At 68.8% G+C, this 17,437-nt stretch carries 14 protein-coding genes; 4 read left to right on the forward strand and 10 right to left on the reverse strand.

What is annotated here, in order from left to right:
• Positions 1-131: 131 nt before the first annotated feature.
• Complete coding sequence (gene glnA / locus ACX80H_RS15810; RefSeq protein ID WP_459314355.1) at positions 132-1,556, reverse strand: type I glutamate--ammonia ligase; 1,425 nt, start codon at positions 1,554-1,556, stop codon at positions 132-134.
• Between the two features lie 265 nt (positions 1,557-1,821).
• Between glnA and ACX80H_RS15815 the strand changes: the two genes are divergently transcribed.
• On the forward strand, positions 1,822-2,259 hold the full coding sequence (locus ACX80H_RS15815; RefSeq protein WP_459314356.1) for an RDD family protein: 438 nt from the start codon (positions 1,822-1,824) through the stop codon (positions 2,257-2,259).
• Between the two features lie 158 nt (positions 2,260-2,417).
• On the opposite strand, the gene ACX80H_RS15820 is transcribed toward ACX80H_RS15815, so the two are convergent.
• The 4 genes from ACX80H_RS15820 to ACX80H_RS15835 all read right to left on the reverse strand — a co-directional run bounded on the left by ACX80H_RS15820 (position 2,418) and on the right by ACX80H_RS15835 (position 5,445).
• The gene (locus ACX80H_RS15820; protein WP_459314357.1) at positions 2,418-3,170 is read right to left on the reverse strand and encodes a DUF4191 domain-containing protein; all 753 of its coding nucleotides are present in this window, start codon (positions 3,168-3,170) and stop codon (positions 2,418-2,420) included.
• Between the two features lie 107 nt (positions 3,171-3,277).
• Positions 3,278-4,279: a lipoyl synthase gene (gene lipA / locus ACX80H_RS15825; RefSeq protein ID WP_459314358.1), complete on the reverse strand. Its 1,002-nt coding sequence runs from the start codon at positions 4,277-4,279 to the stop codon at positions 3,278-3,280.
• Complete coding sequence (lipB, locus tag ACX80H_RS15830) at positions 4,276-5,016, reverse strand: lipoyl(octanoyl) transferase LipB (protein WP_459314359.1); 741 nt, start codon at positions 5,014-5,016, stop codon at positions 4,276-4,278. The genes lipA and lipB overlap by 4 nt, the downstream gene beginning before the upstream one ends.
• Positions 5,017-5,091: 75 nt before the next feature.
• Positions 5,092-5,445 (reverse strand): hypothetical protein, encoded by a 354-nt coding sequence (locus tag ACX80H_RS15835; RefSeq protein WP_459314360.1) that lies wholly within the window; start codon positions 5,443-5,445, stop codon positions 5,092-5,094.
• 294 nt (positions 5,446-5,739) lie between these two features.
• Here ACX80H_RS15835 and ACX80H_RS15840 point away from each other — a divergent pair, with 294 nt between their 5' ends.
• Positions 5,740-7,581 (forward strand): serine/threonine-protein kinase, encoded by a 1,842-nt coding sequence (locus ACX80H_RS15840; protein ID WP_459314361.1) that lies wholly within the window; start codon positions 5,740-5,742, stop codon positions 7,579-7,581.
• 87 nt (positions 7,582-7,668) lie between these two features.
• Here the strand turns inward: ACX80H_RS15840 and ACX80H_RS15845 are convergent, their stop codons facing one another.
• The 5 genes from ACX80H_RS15845 to ACX80H_RS15865 all read right to left on the reverse strand — a co-directional run bounded on the left by ACX80H_RS15845 (position 7,669) and on the right by ACX80H_RS15865 (position 14,653).
• Complete coding sequence (locus tag ACX80H_RS15845; RefSeq protein WP_459314362.1) at positions 7,669-8,574, reverse strand: TIGR01777 family oxidoreductase; 906 nt, start codon at positions 8,572-8,574, stop codon at positions 7,669-7,671.
• Positions 8,575-8,768: 194 nt separating this feature from the next.
• Positions 8,769-9,200 carry an OsmC family protein gene (locus ACX80H_RS15850; protein WP_459314363.1) on the reverse strand — a complete coding sequence of 144 codons (432 nt, stop codon included), beginning with the start codon at positions 9,198-9,200 and terminating at the stop codon, positions 8,769-8,771.
• 210 nt (positions 9,201-9,410) lie between these two features.
• A complete protein-coding gene (sucB, locus tag ACX80H_RS15855; protein WP_459314364.1) occupies positions 9,411-11,237 on the reverse strand; it encodes a 2-oxoglutarate dehydrogenase, E2 component, dihydrolipoamide succinyltransferase in 1,827 nt (608 codons plus the stop codon).
• 149 nt (positions 11,238-11,386) lie between these two features.
• Positions 11,387-12,769 carry a dihydrolipoyl dehydrogenase gene (gene lpdA / locus ACX80H_RS15860; protein ID WP_459314365.1) on the reverse strand — a complete coding sequence of 461 codons (1,383 nt, stop codon included), beginning with the start codon at positions 12,767-12,769 and terminating at the stop codon, positions 11,387-11,389.
• Positions 12,770-13,105: 336 nt separating this feature from the next.
• Positions 13,106-14,653, reverse strand: a complete 1,548-nt coding sequence (locus ACX80H_RS15865; RefSeq protein ID WP_459314366.1) for a leucyl aminopeptidase — start codon at positions 14,651-14,653, stop codon at positions 13,106-13,108.
• Positions 14,654-14,962: 309 nt separating this feature from the next.
• On the opposite strand from ACX80H_RS15865, the gene ACX80H_RS15870 reads away from it, so the two are divergent.
• On the forward strand, positions 14,963-16,018 hold the full coding sequence (locus ACX80H_RS15870) for a proteasome assembly chaperone family protein (protein ID WP_459314367.1): 1,056 nt from the start codon (positions 14,963-14,965) through the stop codon (positions 16,016-16,018).
• Positions 16,019-16,069: 51 nt separating this feature from the next.
• A complete protein-coding gene (locus tag ACX80H_RS15875) occupies positions 16,070-17,410 on the forward strand; it encodes an MFS transporter (RefSeq protein WP_459314368.1) in 1,341 nt (446 codons plus the stop codon).
• Positions 17,411-17,437: the final 27 nt, after the last annotated feature.

The raw sequence follows: 17,437 nt of genomic DNA on the forward strand, positions 1-17,437 counted from the left end.
TCGGCGAAGCGGCGATGTCGGGGTAGGGGCCGGACAACGAACGGAGGGTCCCTCGGATGTCATCCGAGGGACCCTCCGCGCAGCTGCCCGGACCGGAGGCGGACTACCCGCGCTTCCGACCCGTTCTGCTGCTAGACGCCGTAGTAGAGCTCGAACTCGTAGGGGTTCGGGCGCAGCGAGAGCGGCTTGATCTCCATCTCGCGCTTGTACTCGATCCAGGTGTCGATCAGGTCCTGGGTGAAGACGTCGCCGGCCTGCAGGAACTCGTTGTCGGCCTCGAGAGCCAGCAGGGCCTCCTCGAGCGAGCCGGGAGCCTTCTGGATATCCTTGGCCTCCTCGGCGGGGAGCTCGTAGAGGTCCTTGTCGATGGGCTCGGCGGGCTCGATGCGGTTCTTGATCCCGTCGAGGCCGGCCATGAGCTGGGCAGCGAAGGCCAGGTAGGGGTTCGACGACGGGTCCGGCGCGCGGAATTCGATGCGCTTGGCCTTCGGGTTCGATCCGGTGATCGGGATACGGATACCGGCGGAGCGGTTGCCCTGCGAGTAGACCATGTTGACCGGGGCTTCGAAGCCCTTGACCAGGCGACGGTAGGAGTTCACCGTCGGGTTGGTGAAGGCCAGGACGGCGGAGGCGTGCTTCAGCAGGCCGCCGATGTACCAGCGGGCGGTGTCCGACAGGCCGGCGTAGCCGCGCTCGTCGTAGAACAGCGGCTGTCCGTCGCTCCACAGCGACTGGTGGCAGTGCATACCGGAGCCGTTCTCGCCGAAGACCGGCTTCGGCATGAAGGTCGCGGACTTGCCCCAGGCGTCGGAGACGTTCTTCACGATGTACTTGAACTTCTGCAGGTCATCCGCAGCGTGCGTCATGGTCGTGAACTTGTAGTTGATCTCGGCCTGGCCCGCACCGCCGACCTCGTGGTGCGAACGCTCGACCTCGAGGCCCGCCTTGTCCAGCTCGATGCAGATCGCGTCGCGCAGGTCTGCCTGCTTGTCCACGGGGGAAACCGGGAAGTAGCCGCCCTTGAACGGGGTCTTGTTGCCGAGGTTGCCGCCGACCTCCTCGCGCCCGCTGTTCCAGGGAGCCTCGATCGAGTCGACCTTGTAGAAGCTGCCCTGCGGGGAGGACTCGTACTGGACGTTGTCGAAGATGAAGAATTCCGCCTCGGGGGCGAAGAACGCGGTGTCCGCGATGCCCGTGGAGGAGAGGTACGCCTCGGCACGCTCTGCGACGCTGCGGGGATCGCGGTGGTACGGATCGCCCGTGCGGGGGTTAACGATGGAGAAGTTCAGCGCGAGGGTCTTCTCCGTCCGGAACGGGTCGATGAACGCCGTCGTCACGTCCGGGATGAGCTGCATGTCCGATTCCGCGATGCCCTGGAAGCCGCGGATGGAGGACCCATCGAAGAGCTGGCCGTGCACGAAGAAGTCCGCGTCGACCGACTTGGCGGGAACGTTGAAGTGCTGCTGCACTCCCGGGAGGTCGGTGAACCGGACATCGACAAACCTGATGTCTTCGTCGGCGATGAACTTGAGGACCTCGTCCGCATTCTTAAACATCGATTCATGCTCCTAACGCATGGCTGGGGGAAAACCGGCGCCAGCGCGTGTCCCTGCGCCGCACGGGATGTCACGGGCTCTGGCAGGCTGGTACGCTACCGCCGACTCGTCCCAACTGTATGAGCGGGCAGTTTCTCGCTGGTGTCGTCTTTGTTTCCGGGACGTTACATGACCTGAACTGCGCCTCCCACCCTAGCGCCCCCGGGACCGCGACGGCATAATACGGCCGGGCCGGAGGCTCCCGCTGCGCGGGTAGGCTGGGGGCGTGGTGAACAGGAAGAACCTCGGTTCGTGGATGGAAGGCCCGCCACCGTCGGGCGATCAGCAATGGCCGGGACAGCGGCTCGGCCGGCCCGAGTACGGACCCGGGTCCCTCGCCCGTTTCCCGGCCAGGGCGGCTGCCCTGCTGATCGACTGGATCCTCTGCTCGCTGATCTCCTTCGCGTTCTTCGACTACGACGGCTTCGCGACGCTGTACATCTTCCTCGTGGAGCAGATCCTGTTCGTGGGTTTCTTCGGCTACAGCATCGGGCACCGGATCCTGCGGATGCAGGTGCAGACGCTCGACGGCAGACCGGCCGGTTACCTGACAGCCATCGTCCGCAGTGTGCTCCTCTGCCTCGTCATCCCGGCCTTCATCATCGACGCCGACCAGCGCGGTCTCCACGACCGGGCCCGGAACACCGGCCTGTTCCGTATCTAGCCCTGCCGTATCTAGCCCTGCCGTATCCAGCCCCGCCGTCTCCAGCACTGCCGTCTCCAGCACTGCTGGGGCGCCGGGGACTCCGCGAGCAGATCCTGCATACGCGAAGAGCCCCTCCCGTCGTCGGGAGGGGCTCTTCGCGTCTGCGTGGCCTGTGGTCAGCGCCCGCGCATCGCCTTGCGGTCGGGGCGGGCCTTGAAGGGGTCGACGCCCTTGGGGATCGGAAGCTTGGTGCCCAGTGCGGCCAGGCGCTTGTCGACGGCGTGGACCTCCTGCTTGGTCAGCGTCTTCTTCAGCTTCTGCACGGTCTTCGGGACCTTGGAGAGGGGTACCTGACGGTCGTCGCGGCCCGTCTCGATCACGTGCACCGGCACATTCGGGATGATCCGCGCCATCTTGCGCTTCTCACCGTCGAGGAGTTGCTTGACCCGCGTGGAGGGGCCTTCCGACACCAGGACGACGCCCGGCCGTCCGATGATCCGGAACACGGCGTCCTGCGTCCGCGGGTTCACTGCGACCGGCTGCTCCTGGAGGATCCACCCGCGGCGAAGGACGCTCAGCGCGGCGCCGGCAGCGCCGGGCCTTCCCTCGATCTGGGAAAACGCGGCGCGTTCGGCCCGGCGGGACAGGATGAAGATGGCCGCGAGGACGGCCAGCGGGATCGCGATGATCATCAGCGTGATGACGTTGTTGATCAGGAGTCCGACGAGCAGGCCCAGCGCGATGATCCCGACGAACGCCAGCAGCATGAACCAGACGGCGCTGGGATCGTTGCGCCGCGTCATCTTGAAGACTTCGACAACCTGCTTCATCCGCCCGGCCCGCTTCGGCGCAGCCCCGGCTTTCGGCTTGCGCGAGAAGAGGCGGCGTTTGGGCGTGGGTGAGCCTGAAGGATCGATTGCGTGCGACATAGTACTTCGATTCTACGGGATGAGATCAGGATGACCGGCGGTTCACCGGCGATGTGCTGCGGTTCCGGGGGCGGTTCGCTGCGGTAGCCGCCGGGACGGTAACGGCGTCAGCCGGCGAGGAGCGACGTCGCTTCCTGGGAGGCGGAGCCGGATTCGTCGAGGTGCGCGAGTTCGGGGGGCAGCTCGAGGCCCTTTTTCCGCATGGCGCGCGCCCAGAGGCGGCCCGCGCGATAGGACGAGCGCACGAGCGGGCCGCTCATGACGCCGAGGAAGCCGATCTCTTCCGCCTCTTCGCTCAGCTCGACGAACTCGCCGGGCTTCACCCAGCGGTCGACGGGGAGGTGGCGTTCACTGGGGCGCAGGTACTGGGTGATCGTGATGAGGTCGCATCCCGCAGCGTGCAGGTCCCGGAGGGCCTCGGAGATCTCCTCGCGTGTCTCGCCCATGCCGAGGATGAGGTTGGACTTCGTGACCATCCCGCGGTCACGCCCCTGGGTGATGACGTCGAGTGAGCGCTCGTAGCGGAAGGCGGGACGGATGCGCTTGAAGATGCGCGGCACCGTCTCCACATTGTGTGCGAAGACCTCCGGGGCGGCGTCGCAGATGGCGGCGATGTGCTCGGGGCGCCCGGAGAAGTCGGGGATCAGGATCTCGACGCCCGTGCCGGGATTCATGCTGTGGATTTGCCGGATGGTCTCGGCGTAGAGCCAGACACCCTCGTCGGCGAGGTCGTCGCGGGCGACGCCGGTGACCGTCGCGTAGCGCAGGTTCATGGACTTCACCGACTGGGCGACTTTGAAGGGTTCGCTGCGGTCCAGCGGCTGCGGCTTGCCGGTGTCGATCTGGCAGAAGTCGCACCGGCGGGTGCACTCGGAGCCGCCGATGAGGAAGGTGGCCTCACGGTCCTCCCAGCACTCGAAGATGTTGGGGCACCCCGCCTCTTCGCAGACGGTGTGCAGGCCCTCCTTCTTCACCAGGTTCTTCATGGCGACGAACTCGGGTCCGATGTTGACCTTCGCCTTGATCCAGTCCGGCTTGCGCTCGACCGGCGTCTCGGCATTGCGCGCCTCGATGCGCAGCAGGCGGCGGCCCTCGGGGGCAAGGCTCACAGTAAAGCTCCTTCTGGCTGGATGCCATGGGTGGCGCCGGATGTAGCGGCAGTGCCAGGGGCGCCGATCTGGGATGGGGCGGCGTCGTCGTCGGCCACCAGCAACGCCTCATTCTTGCGCAGTTCGGCCTCGATAAGCGAAACGACGTCCACAGGAGGCACGGTGCGGCCGCTCTCCGCGGAGATGGAGGTGACTCCGGCATCACTAATCCCGCAGGGAACGATCTGCTGGAACGGTGCGAGGTCGTTGCTGCAGTTGACGGCGAAGCCATGCATCGTGACCCGATCCTTCACACGGATGCCGATCGCGGCGATCTTCCGCGCGGGTCGGTCAGCCGTTGCCGCGAGCCAGACGCCGGACCGGCCGTCGATCCGGATGCCGTCGATGCCGAAGTGGCGGAGGGCGGTGATGATGACTTCCTCAAGGGTGTGGACGTACTCCGCGACGCGCGCCGGATTCCGCAGGGCAAGGATCGGGTATCCCACCAGCTGTCCGGGCCCGTGCCAGGTGAGCTTTCCGCCGCGGTCCACGGGGACGACCGGAGTGCCGTCGAAGGGGCGCTCGTGGTCCTCGGTGCGCTTGCCCGCGGTGTACACGGGGGTGTGCTCGAGCAGGAGGACCGTACTGGGTGCTGCGCCGTCGACGACCTTCGCATGCAGGTCTTTCTGCATCTCCCACGCCTGTGTGTACTCGATGTAGTCGGGAGCGAGGCCGACGCGCGACAGCACTAGAGTCATGGTGCAATCGTAGTCCCGTTCGTGACGTTCCTTCCCACCGGTTCCGCCCGCTCCATGAGGGGCGCGGCGCGCTGCCTAGCCGAACTGCCCAGGAACGTCGAACGTCGCGTCGCGCCGGACCAGGCGCCATCCCTGGTGGGCCCGCCGTACTTCGAAGCATGCCACGGGTGAGACCGGATCGGTCTGCGCCCGGAACCGCCAGAAGTCGGCCCTGAAGCCCCGCGTGGTCGGCCCGTCACCCGCATGGAGGGGCGCCACGGGCAGCGCATGCCAGGTGGACCAGTGCCGGCTGCGCCCGACGACGCGCCACAGCGAGCCGCGCCAGCGCAGGCAGGAGGGTTCGGGCGTGCCGCCGGTCTCCTCGAAGGTGAGCGCGACCGCTTCGTCGCACGGCCGCCAGGGGCCGGTCGTGTCGGGGGTGGGCTTCATGACGTTGCCTGTCTCGTGGATGCCTGAGGGTTAAAAATAGAACGTATGTTCGACGAAAGCAACGGGGTAGGAGCAGTTGCGGGAGTCCCTGTGGATAACGCCGCCCTACCTGCTCCCGTGGCCTAGAACTGATGCATGAGCGACGCCGCGCCATTACTGCCTGCAGGGGATCACCGGGGGACTGCCCCGGACGGAGTCCTGCCGGATGCCCCGGCCGGCCCACTACCTTCCCGTTCCTCACCTTCCCGTTCCTCGGCCGAGGACGTGCCACCGCCTGTGGTCCAGGGGCTGCGCGTGGGAAGGTTGCTCGGCAGGGGCGGGTCCTCAACCGTCTGGCTGGTGACGGACGACGGCGGACAGCGGTTCGCCCTCAAGGTGGCGGGTCCGTCCCGGGTAGGGGAGGGCGCATCGGACCATCCTGTGGGTGCGCCGCCCGTCCGGCGCGGCCGTCGTGTCGCACAGGCCCCGGCCGATACATCCGCCTCGGTACCTCGTGCCGCTGGGTCGGCCGAGGAACAGCTCCAGCAGGCGGACGGGGAGCGGCCGCCCCCGGAACCGGGAGCCGGGGCGGAGGACATGGTTCGGGAGCTCCGGCTCCTGCAGCGGTTCTCCCATGAACACCTCCTCAGGGTGCACCGCGTAGTCCGGACCGACCAGGGGCCGGGCATGCTGATGGACCTGGCACCAGGCGGTTCCCTGCTGGGTCTCGTCACCAGCAGGGGTCCGCTTCCCATCCCGGAAGTCGTCACGGCCCTCGTGCCCATAGCGCAGGTGCTCAGCCACCTTCACGGCGCCGGAGCGCTGCACGGCGACGTGACACCCGGAAACATCCTGTTCACTGCCGAGGGCAAGCCGCTGCTCGGAGACTTCGGAACGGCGCGGCTCCTCGGCTCCGACAGGGCAGCCGCTGCGGGCACACCGGGTTTTCTCGATCCGACGCGGCGTGGTCCGTTCGATTCCGGCGCGGACGTCTTCGCGCTCGCGGCGGTGTCCTGGTTCGCCCTGACGGGCAGGGTTCCCGGTCCGACGGAGCAACGGCCACCCCTCGTCCTGATCGTTCCAGAGGTCCCCCAGCAGCTCATGCAGCTCATCGAGGACGGACTGAGTTCCACCCGGGACCGCAGGCCCACGGCCGACCACTTCGCGCGCATCCTGCTGTCCAGTGCGGCCCCGGACCCCGTGAACCTCGTGTCAGCAGTCCACTCCAGCGTGCTTCCCGACCTGGTGACGAGGCACGCGGGCCCGCGCCCCGCCGTCCCCCCGTCGTGGTGGAGGCGGATCATCGGGGGCCGTGGAAGCACCATGACGGGAAAGTCGGAAGGCGCACGCCGGCCGCCCTCGCGCGGGCACAAGGGTCCGTCCCGCGGCTCGCCGCTCGGCACCCGTCGCGGGACAGGCCGACCGGGCGAGCGGACCCGGAACAGCGTTGCCGTGGCGGCAGCTCTGACCGCCGTTGTGCTTCTGGTCGCGGGGATCGCCGTGACGTCGGGCGGCGCTCCAACCGCTGTCCTTCCCGGCCCGGGGTCCGGCCCCGGGTCGAGCGCAGGCCTCGGTTCGCCAGCAGGGCAGGGGGCCACGGGCCGGGAGGGCGCCGACCCCGGATCGGAAGGACAGGAGGGGATCGAAGGATCCGGGGGAGCGGATGGGCCGTCCGAGCCGCCGGCCGAGGCGCTGCTGACCGGCGATCCTGTCACCGCGCTCAGGGGTCTCGCGGATCTTCGGGCATCAGCCTTCACCACGGCGGACACCGCCGTCCTGACGACCGTCGACGTCGAAGGATCCCCAGCACTGTCAGCCGACCGGAAGGCCGTGGCGGCGCTCGCGGACTCGGGCCGGAACCTCCACGGCCTGTCGATCGACATCCGGGATCCCGTGGTGCTGAGTGAGGCCGACCTTGTAGCGGCGCCGGCGGTTGCCGACCTCCCGGGCGTCGCCGGAGCACCCGGCGGCACGCAGGTGTCCCTCATCCGGGCGACGGCGGCGCTCTCGTCGTACACGGAAAGGGCTGCGTCGACACCGCAGGCGGATGCCGAGCCGAGTCCGCTGATGGCTGCCGGCCAGCAGGAGCTCATCTTCGTCCTGTGGAAGTCCGGCTCCGCGTGGCAGATCCACTCCGTGGTATCGCCTCCGGAGTGAGACGCTGCGCAACCGGCCCGAGCGGCCCGAGTACACGAGGTGGGCCGCTCCAGAGGCCGATCACGTCCCGCCGCGTGTCCGGTCCGCCTACCGTTCGGTCGACCCGGCGGTCCTGCGCACCCACTCGGCGAGTGCCTCGGGCGTGGGCTCGTCGAACGCGAAGCCCGCGCGGGTCAGCGCTCGGGGCTCCATGCGCTGACTCACGAGCAGGAGTTCGTACGCGAGCTGGCCGATGACCGATGTCAGGATGGCGCCGGGGACCCGGAACCACACGGGTCGGTGGAACGCCCTGCCGAGCTGCAGCAGGATGGTGTCCAGGGTGGCCGGTGCCGGAGCGCTCACATTGACGGGACCGGCCAGGGGTGCGGTGAGGAGGAATTCGAGGGCCCGGATCTCGTCGTTCAGGCTGATCCAGGGCCACCACTGCCGGCCGGAGCCGAGGGACGTCCCGGCGAAGAAGCGGATCGGGATTAGGAGGTTGGGCAGCGCCCCGCCGTCCCTGGCCATCACGATGCCTGTGCGGGGCAGCACGACGCGGACGGAGTCGGGAGCGCGCAGCGCTTCGGCCTCCCACCGGCGGCAGATATCGGCGAGGAGGGTCCCGCCCGAGGCCGAGCCCTCCGTGAGGACCTCGTCGCCCCGGTCCCCGTAGTAGCCGGAGGCCGACTGGCTGATGAAGACCTCCGGGGGCTTGGCGGCCTTCCGCATCGCCTGGACCAGCGTCCGGGTCGCCAGGATCCTCGAGGAGTACAGGGTCTCCTTGTAGCTCCTGGTCCACAGACCGCCCGCGATGCCGGCTCCGGACAGGTTGATGACGGCGTCGGCGCGCTCGACGGCCGAGACATCCAGTTCACCCGCCGACGGATTCCAGCGGATCTCCGACGGGCCCTTCGGCGCCCTGCGGACGAGGCGCGTGACCTCGTGGTTCTTCTCGAGCTGGCGGGTGAGGGCTGTGCCGATGGTCCCGGACGCGCCGGCAAGGAGGATGCGCATGGACCCATCGAACCACTTGTTCATTGCGAAGGGTACCGGGACACCCGCGCCGCAGGCTGCGCTGCCACTCCTGGATCCCGGGGCACCGTCGCATCGCGGAGACATGCACCCCACCGTCAGTCGTGCGCCGGGTAAAGCAGAAGGACTCCGGACAGTGTCCGGAGTCCTTCCCTGCCGTTGTGCAGTGGGGCGGGTCAGCCGTGGAGAGTCGCGTTCAGCGAGATGTCCTTGACGGCTGCGAGGGCCTGCGACACGGGGCAGCCCTCCTTGGCGGCCTGCGCCACGCGCTGGAAGTCCTCCTCGGACAGGCCCGGCACCGTGGCGTCGAGTGTGAGCCGGATGGCCGTGATGCCGGTGCCCGGCTGGAAGTCGACCTCCGCCTTCGTCTCGACGCGTTCGGGGGTTTTGCCCTCCTCGCCCAAGGCATGGCTGAAGGCCATCGAGAAGCATGCGGAGTGTGCGGCGGCGATGAGCTCCTCGGGGCTCGTCTTGCCCTCGGACTGCTCGGCGCGTGCCTTCCAGGTGACGTCGTAGGTCCCGAGCCCGGACGAATCGAGCGTTACCTGGCCTGAGCCGGAGGGGAGGTCCCCACTCCAGATGGTGTGGGCTGTGCGAACGGTAGCCATGGTTCTCCTTGCTGTCGAACGGCCGCGGGTATCGCGTCCGGTACTTCACCCCATCCTAGGGAGCCACAGGACGTAGTTCCATCGCCTGCCCACGCCCTCGCCCTGGACGCGGAAGTGTGGTGGCACCGTCGGAACCGGGGCGGCAACGCAGTGGAGCCGCCTCCCGGGCGGGAAGCGGCTCCACTACTGCCGGCCGGCGCCGGGGTGGTTCTACAGGCCGAGGTCGGCCTCGAAGGCGCCGCCCTCGAGGCGTGCCTTCAGCGTCTGCAGGAAGCGGCCCGCATCGGCGCCGTCCACGAGGCGGTGATCGTACGTGAGGCTCAGGTACATCATCGAGCGGATGGCGATGGTGTCGTCACCGTCGACCCCCGTGATGACCACGGGGCGCTTCACGATGATGCCGGTTCCGAGGATGCCGACCTGCGGCTGGTTGATGATCGGGGTGTCGAAGAGGGCGCCGGCCGATCCGATGTTCGTGATCGTGAAGGTGCCGCCCGAGAGCTCGTCCGGACCGATCTGGCCGTTGCGGGTGCGAGCACCGACGTCGGCGATCTTCTTGGCAAGCCCACCGAGGTTCAGGTTGCCCGCATCCTTGATGACCGGAACGAGCAGGCCCTTCTCGGTGTCGACCGCGATCGCGAGGTGCTCGGCGTCGTGGTACGTGACTTCCTTCTTCTCCTCGTCGAAGGAGGCGTTGAGCTTCGGGTGCTGCTTGAGCGCCTCCGTGACGGCCTTCGAGATGAAGGGGAGGAAGGTGAGCTTTGCGCCGTTCTGGGCCTGGAAGGTGTCCTTCGATGCCGCACGGAGCTTCGCGACGCGGGTCATGTCGACCTCGATCACCTGGGTGAGCTGTGCGGAGACCTCGAGTGACTCGCGCATGCGCTTCGCGATGGTCTGGCGGATCCGCGGGGCCTTCTCCACCGTGCCGCGGAGCTTGGACGGCTCGACGGCGGGAGCTGCGGGCTTCGACGGCGCGGCGGGTGCCGACGCGGCCTGAGGCGCGGCTGCGGGCTGCGCCGCGCTCTGGGCCTTCCGGGCTTCCGCGGCCTCGAGGACGTCCTGCTTGCGGATGCGGCCACCGACACCGGTTCCCTTGACGGTCGAGAGGTCGACGTCGTTCTGGTTCGCCAGGCGGCGGACGAGGGGCGTGACGTAGGCGGAGGCGTCGGAGGTGCCGGAGTCTTCCGACGTCGAGGACTTCCCGGCGGGAGCGGCGGGCTTCTCCTCTGCAGCGGCGGGCTGCGGGGCCGGGGCGCCGCTGGCATCGTCGTCGGGCTCGGAGGTGCTGGAGGCCCGACCGGCTTCCTGGCCGGCGGCAGGCTTCTCCGTCGGGGCGTCGTTGCGCTCCTCGGCCGGTGCGGCGACGAGGGGCTCACCCGTGGCGGCTTCGACCTTCTTCGGTGCGGCTGCACCGGAGCCGATCACGGCGAGCACTGCGCCGACCTCGGCGGTCTCGTCCTCGTTGACGCGGATCTCCTGCAGCTTGCCCGCGACGGGCGAGGGGATCTCGGTGTCGACCTTGTCGGTGGAGACCTCGAGGAGGGGCTCGTCGACCTCGACGTCGTCGCCGACAGCCTTGAGCCAGCGGGTGACGGTGCCCTCGGTGACGCTTTCGCCGAGCGCGGGGAGCGTGACCTCGGTGCCTTCGGAATCACCCGCCGTGTCGCCGGCGGGGGAGTCCTCGCCTGCTGCGGGTGCCGCGGGTGCTGCTGCGGCCTGGGGAGCTTCCTCCGCCGCCGGCTGCGCGGGTTCGGCCGGGGCCTCGGCGGGGGCTGCACTGCCCGAATCGCCACTGCCCGAGCCGTCGCCGATGCGCACGAGCGGGGCGCCGACCTCTGCGGTCTCGTCCTCCGCAACGAGGATCTCCTCGATGACGCCCGCGATGGGCGAGGGGATCTCGGTGTCGACCTTGTCGGTGGAGACCTCGAGGAGGGGCTCGTCGACCTCGACACGGTCACCGACCTGCTTGAGCCAGCGGGTGACGGTGCCTTCGGTGACGCTTTCACCGAGAGCGGGCAAGTTCACGGATTCAGACATAATGCGCCCGTTTCTCCTTCGTAGATCGTTCCTGGCAGCTGGTCGACGAGCGGCGCCGGTTCAGCTGGAAATGCTTGAAGTTCCTGCGTCCGAGCTTAGTCCACGCCCTCGGGGCGTGGACTAAGCCGGGTGTGTGCTGGTGTCCGGCCTCAGCCGTGCAGCGGCTTGCCGGCGAGCGCGAGGTGCGCCTCGCCGAGAGCCTCGTTCTGCGTGGGGTGCGCGTGGATGAGGGGGGCGACGTCCTCGGGGTACGCCTCCCAGTTCACGATGAGCTGTGCCTCGCCGATCTGCTCGCCCATGCGGCTGCCGAGCATGTGCACCCCGACGATCGGACCGTCCTTCTCACGGACGAGCTTCACGATGCCGCCGGTGCCGATGATCGAGCTCTTGCCGTTGCCGGCGAGGTTGTACTCGTGCGTCTCGACGCGGTCGTCACCGAACTTCTCGCGGGCGGCCTTCTCCGTGTAGCCGACGGAGGCGATCTCGGGATCGCTGTAGGTGACCTTGGGGATGTTCAGGTCGGCCACGACGACGGGCTTCAGCCCCGCGATCTCCTCTGCGACGAAGATGCCCTGCTGGAAGCCGCGGTGGGCCAGCTGGAGGCCGGGGACGATGTCGCCGATCGCGTAGATGGTGCCGACACCGGTGTGCAGGCGCTCGTTGGTGATGACGAAGCCGCGATCCAGGGTGAGGCCGGCTTCCTCGTATCCGAGGTTCTGGGTGACGGGTCCGCGGCCGACGGCGACGAGCATGAGGTCGGCTTCGAAGGTCTTGCCGTCCTCGAGGGAGACGACGACGCCGTCGTCGTTCTGCTGGACGGACTTGAACCGGGTGCCGGTGTTGAACTTGATGCCGCGCTTCTTGAACGCGCGCTCGAAGTTCTTGACGATCGAGGCGTCCTCGTTCGGCACGAGCGAGGGGAGGGCCTCGATGATCGTGACGTCGACGCCGAAGGACTTCCAGACGGACGCGAACTCGCACCCGATGACGCCGCCGCCGAGGATGATGGCGGTCTTCGGCACGAAGTCCATCGTCAGCGCCTGGTCGGAGGTGATGACCTTGCCGCCGATCTCGAGACCGGGGAGGCTGCGGGAGAAGGAGCCGGTCGCAAGGATGATGTGCTTGCCCGTGTAGACCGTGCCGTCGACGTCGATGGTGTTCTGCGACGCGAGCTTGCCCGCACCCTCGATGACGGTGATGCCCTTGGACTTGATGAGGCCCTGGAGTCCGCGGTACTTCCCGGCGATGATGCCGTCCTTGTACGCGTTCACCGCGGCCATGTCGATGGACTCGAAGCTGGCCTTGACGCCGTACTTCTCGGAGTCGCGGGCGCCGTCGGCGATCTCGGCCGAGTGCAGGAGTGCCTTGGTGGGGATGCAGCCGTTGTGGAGGCAGGTTCCGCCGAGCTTGCCCTTCTCGATGAGCCCCACGGTGAAGCCCAGCTGCACCGCCCGGAGTGCCGCGGCGTAACCGCCGCTACCTCCACCGAGTACCAGGATGTCGAATTCTTGCGCAGTTGCCGATCCGGCCACTTGAACGCTCCCTCGCGTGGTCTGTTGACGCGCAGGGCGCGTCGGTTGATAAATCGATTGCTGATGCGGTCGCGGTGCGGTCGCAGGTGCTTGCTGGAATCTCGTTTTTCACCCTATCCCCAGAAGAAGCCTGCATCCACTTGAAGTGCATGTGGGACGCGCCATAGCGCCCTGATGTGCTCAGTCTCACGCGGCGCCCCTGCGGGCCGCGGAACGGTCGGGGTGGAGGCAGTGGTAGGGGACGGAGTCGGGGGGAGCTGCAGGACGAAGGGTCGGGAGGAAGGGGCGGGACGAAGGGCGCCATGCCGGGTGGCACGGCGCCCTTCTCCGGGGAACCTAGGCCGTGCGGGCCAGGACGTCCTCGACGTAGGCCAGCAGCGTGCGGACGCCGACACCGGTTCCGGCCTTCGGCGTGTATCCGTAGGGACCGCCCTCGTTGAAGGCCGGTCCGGCGATGTCGAGGTGGGCCCACGGGATCTTCTCGCCGTCGACCTGGCCGACGAATTCGCGGAGGAACACGGCGGCGGTCATCATGCCGCCGTGCCGTTCGCCGATGTTCGCGATATCGGCGACCTGGGAGTCGAGGCTCGGACGGAGCTCCTCCGGCAGGGGCATGGGCCAGAACTGCTCGCCCGCGCGGTCCGCTGCGGCCTTCACGGCGTCGCGCACCCCGTCGTCGCCCATGACACCCGAGACACGCGTGCCCAGGGCGACCATCTGGGCGCCCGTGAGGGTCGCGATGTCGATGATGGCGTCCGGTGCTTCCTCGCTCGCGGCGGCGAGGCCGTCCGCCATCACCAGGCGGCCCTCGGCGTCGGTGTTGAGGACCTCGACGGTGCGTCCCCCGTAGATGGTGAGGACGTCCTCGGGGCGCTGCGCCGTGCCCGACGGCATGTTCTCGGCGAGGCAGAGCCACGCTGTGACCCTGGCGGGAAGGCCGAGTTCGGCGACGGCGAGGAGCGTGGTCAGGACGACGGCGGCGCCCGCCATGTCGAGCTTCATGGTCTGCATGCCGGCGGCGGGCTTGAGGGAGAGACCGCCGGAGTCAAAGGTGATGCCCTTGCCCACGAGTGCGAGGTGGACGGCGGACCGGGCCGGGGTGTACTCGACCTTCACCATGCGCGGTGGCCGGGAGGATCCCTTGCCGACGCCGAGGATGCCGCCGTAGCCGTCACGCTCGAGGCGCTTCTCGTCCATCACCGTCACCTTGACGGGGAGCCCGCGGGAGAGTTCCTTCGCGGCCTGCGCGAAGGTCTCCGGGTACAGGTGGCTGGGCGGCTGGTTCACGAGCGAGCGCGTGGCGTTGACGTTCTTGCCCAGGATGACGGCGCGCCGGAAGGCCGGTGCGAGGTCGGCGTCGTCGGCCGCGGACGTGTGGACGACGACGTTGCGGACGGCGGCCTTGTCCTTGGCGGGTGCGACGGTGCCATCGGCCCTGATCCCCGACTTGTGGCCCTCGTAGCTGTAGGCGCCGAAGGCGGCGCCCTCGGCGACCGCCGTTGCCGATGGGACCGAGGCGGCCGGGAAGGCGATCACGACGGTCTCCAGGCCGGTCAGCTGGCGTACTGCAGCGCCGGCAGCGCGGCGCAGGGTCTCAGGGTCGAGGACGTCCCCGGCCGGCGCCGCTCCCACACCGGAGAGCACGAGGGAATCGGCTCCGGTCTCGGGCAGGCCCGGCAGACGGCGCACTTCGTCGGCGGCACCGGTGATGCCGAGCACCTGGAGCGAATCCCCCAGGGCGCGTGCGGCCTTCGCCGGCAGCGGACTGTCGAGGAGGACCGGTCCGTCCGTCCCCTTGGCGACCGCGATCACCAGCGCGTCGCTCGGAATCTTCTTGAGGTCCTTCCCGGAAGCTGTCAGGTGTAGTTCGGTCGTCTTGATCACAGAATCTGTCTCCTCGTGTCCGGATGGGTTGTCCAGGTGCAGCAGCATTCGTGGTTCCGGCAGCTGGTGGACCGGGAACCATCCTGACGATCGTAGTCTCTGCCCTGCCGCCGACGGCGCGCTGTCCGGCAGCGCCGGTGCCGGGCCGGAACAGGGTGCTACACCGGAGCGATCCCGGTGCTGCGCGGAACGCTGCCGGTGCCGGACCCGCAGGGGGCGGAACGCCGCGGCCGAACGGCGGGAGCGCCCGGAATGAAGGAGGCCCGAGCGGTGTTGATACCAGCAGGACCCGACCGCTAGGAGAGAGCCATGCTGGACCCACGAACCCTGTACAACACGGACGCCGAGGTCTCCGGCGACCCTGAGACCAAGGGGCTTCCCCTGCTCGTGAGCCTCACCGGCTTCATGGACGCCGGGCACGTCGTCTCCCAGGTGAGCGAGGAGCTGCTGGAGATCCTCGACCACGACCTGGTTGCCGAGTTCGACGCCGACCAGCTCATGGACTACCGCGGGCGGCGCCCGAAGATCACCTTCGCCGAGGACCACCTCACGGACTACCAGCCGCACCGGCTCGAGCTGCACCGGCTGTACGACGGTCTGGGCGAGCCTTTCCTGCTCCTGACCGGCGTGGAGCCCGACCTGCAGTGGGAGCGCTTCGCGAGCGCCGTCGTCGGACTCGTGGAGGACCTCGAGGTTCCCCTCATCTCATGGATCCACGCCATCCCGATGCCGGTTCCGCACACGCGTCCGATCGGCGTGACACTGCACGGCAACCGCTCCGACCTGATCGACGGCATGAACGCCTGGCGGCCGACCGCCGAACTGCAGGCGTCCATCGGGCACGTGCTGGAGCTCCGGCTCATCGAGGCCGGGCACGACGTCGTGGGGCACGTCATCCACGTCCCCCACTACCTCTCGGAGGCCGAGTACCCGCCCGCAGCGGTGGCAGGACTCGAGTACCTGGGGGCCACAGCCCGCCTCGTCCTGCCGACGGACCGGCTGCGCGAGACGGGACGCGATGTCGAGCGCCAGATCGCACGACAGGTCGGCAATTCGGCGGAAGTGCAGTCCGTCGTCACCTCGCTGGAGAAGCGGTACGACGAGTACGCGGAGGGAGCCGAGCGCAGGTCACTTCTGGTCAAGGAGAACAGCGAGCTGGCCAGCGCCGAGGAGCTGGGTGCCGCGGCCGAGGCGTACCTGGCGAGCCCGCAGGCGGAGGAGGAGTCCACCCTGCTGTGGGACACGGAGTTCCTCGGCACGAGTCCGATCGACTACGGCACCCGCGGCGACCGCGAGGAGCCCGCGGCGCCGGAGGGACACGACGACGAAGGACCGTCCGGCCCGGAGCCGCGCTTCCTGGCCTAGTGCACGGGGACCTGTAGCAGGGCGTTCGGTGCGCCGCGCCATAATGGGGGAGTGAATTCTTCGAGGGCGCTTCTGGTCTGGGCAGCAGGTGTAGCGGCCTACCTCGTCGCAGTCACCCAGCGCACCACCTTCGGGGTGGCCGGACTCGAGGCGACCGATCGTTTCGAAGCCTCCGCCTCGCAGTTGTCAGTCTTCACCGTGGTGCAGCTGCTCGTCTATGCGGGCCTGCAGGTGCCCGTCGGTGTCCTCGTGGACCGCTGGGGTCCCCGGGTCCTCATCGTCACGGGCGGGGTGCTCATGGCCCTGGGTCAGGCACAGCTGGCCTTCGCGGACTCCGTGGGCGCCGGCATCGTCGGGCGCCTTTTCGTGGGCGCCGGGGACGCCACCACCTTCATCAGTGTCATCCGGCTGCTGCCCGCCTGGTTCGAGCCCCGTCGGATCCCGATCCTCACCCAGTGGACGGGCATCATCGGCCAGCTGGGCCAGGTGGTGTCCGTCCTGCCGTTCGTGGCACTGCTGTCGACGTTCGGGTGGCAGACGGCCTTCCTCTCGGCCGCGGCCTTCTCCGCGCTCGCCGTCGTCCTGTCCGTCACCGTAATCCGCGACTCGCCCCACGCCAGCGAGCGCTCCCCGCAGACGCTCCGGCAGACCGGCATCTCGCTCGCGGAGGCGTGGAGGCAACCGGGTACGCGCCTGGGGCTGTGGTCGCACTTCACCGTCCAGTTCCCCGGTACCGTCTTCGTCCTCATGTGGGGCTACCCCTACCTGGTGCGCGCCGAGAAGGTCGGGGAGGGCGTGGCCTCCGCCCTCATGACGCTGTTCGTCGCCGTGGGTATCGCCTGCGGGCCGCTCCTCGGACGCTACGTGGGCCGGCACCCCCTACGGCGGTCCACGATGGTGCTCGCGATCGTCGCCCTGATGGCCGGAGCCTGGCTCGCGGTGCTGCTTCACCCCGGACCGGCGCCCCTGTCTCTCCTGGCGCTGCTGGTGATCGCCCTGGCGATCGGCGGGCCAGGCTCCATGATCGCCTTCGACTTCGCCCGCACCTTCAATCCCGCAGGCAGGATGGGAACGGCGACGGGTATCGTCAACATCGGCGGTTTCATGGCGTCCCTCCTGTCCATGTTCGTCATCGGGATCATCCTCGACGTCCTCCTCGGAACCGGGTTCTCGCAGGGCGATCTCTACGCCCTTCCGTCCTTCCGGCTGGCGATGTCCGTACAACTCGTCATCCTCGCGGTCGGGACGGCCGCCCTGCTCGTCGCGCGGCGGAGGGTGCGGCGGCAGATGGCACAGCAGGGCGTGGTCGTTCCGCCCATCCGCGATGCCCTCGCCCGCGAGCGCCGGCGCCGCCGCGACCAGAAGGCCGCACGGAAGCCCCAGGGCGGCTGAGCACTGCTGCGGGCGGAGACGCCCGCG

The organism is Arthrobacter pasteuri, from assembly GCF_054510955.1.

Excerpts from the sequence above, each read along its gene's own strand:
- glnA (WP_459314355.1), bottom strand. The coding sequence starts at position 1,556 with ATGTTTAAGAATGCGGACGAGGTCCTCAAGTTCATCGCCGACGAAGAC.
- ACX80H_RS15820 (WP_459314357.1), bottom strand. The coding sequence starts at position 3,170 with ATGTCGCACGCAATCGATCCTTCAGGCTCACCCACGCCCAAACGCCGC.
- lipB (WP_459314359.1), bottom strand. The coding sequence starts at position 5,016 with ATGACTCTAGTGCTGTCGCGCGTCGGCCTCGCTCCCGACTACATCGAG.
- ACX80H_RS15835 (WP_459314360.1), bottom strand. The coding sequence starts at position 5,445 with ATGAAGCCCACCCCCGACACGACCGGCCCCTGGCGGCCGTGCGACGAA.
- ACX80H_RS15845 (WP_459314362.1), bottom strand. The coding sequence starts at position 8,574 with ATGCGCATCCTCCTTGCCGGCGCGTCCGGGACCATCGGCACAGCCCTC.
- ACX80H_RS15850 (WP_459314363.1), bottom strand. The coding sequence starts at position 9,200 with ATGGCTACCGTTCGCACAGCCCACACCATCTGGAGTGGGGACCTCCCC.
- sucB (WP_459314364.1), bottom strand. The coding sequence starts at position 11,237 with ATGTCTGAATCCGTGAACTTGCCCGCTCTCGGTGAAAGCGTCACCGAA.
- ACX80H_RS15870 (WP_459314367.1), top strand. The coding sequence starts at position 14,963 with ATGCTGGACCCACGAACCCTGTACAACACGGACGCCGAGGTCTCCGGC.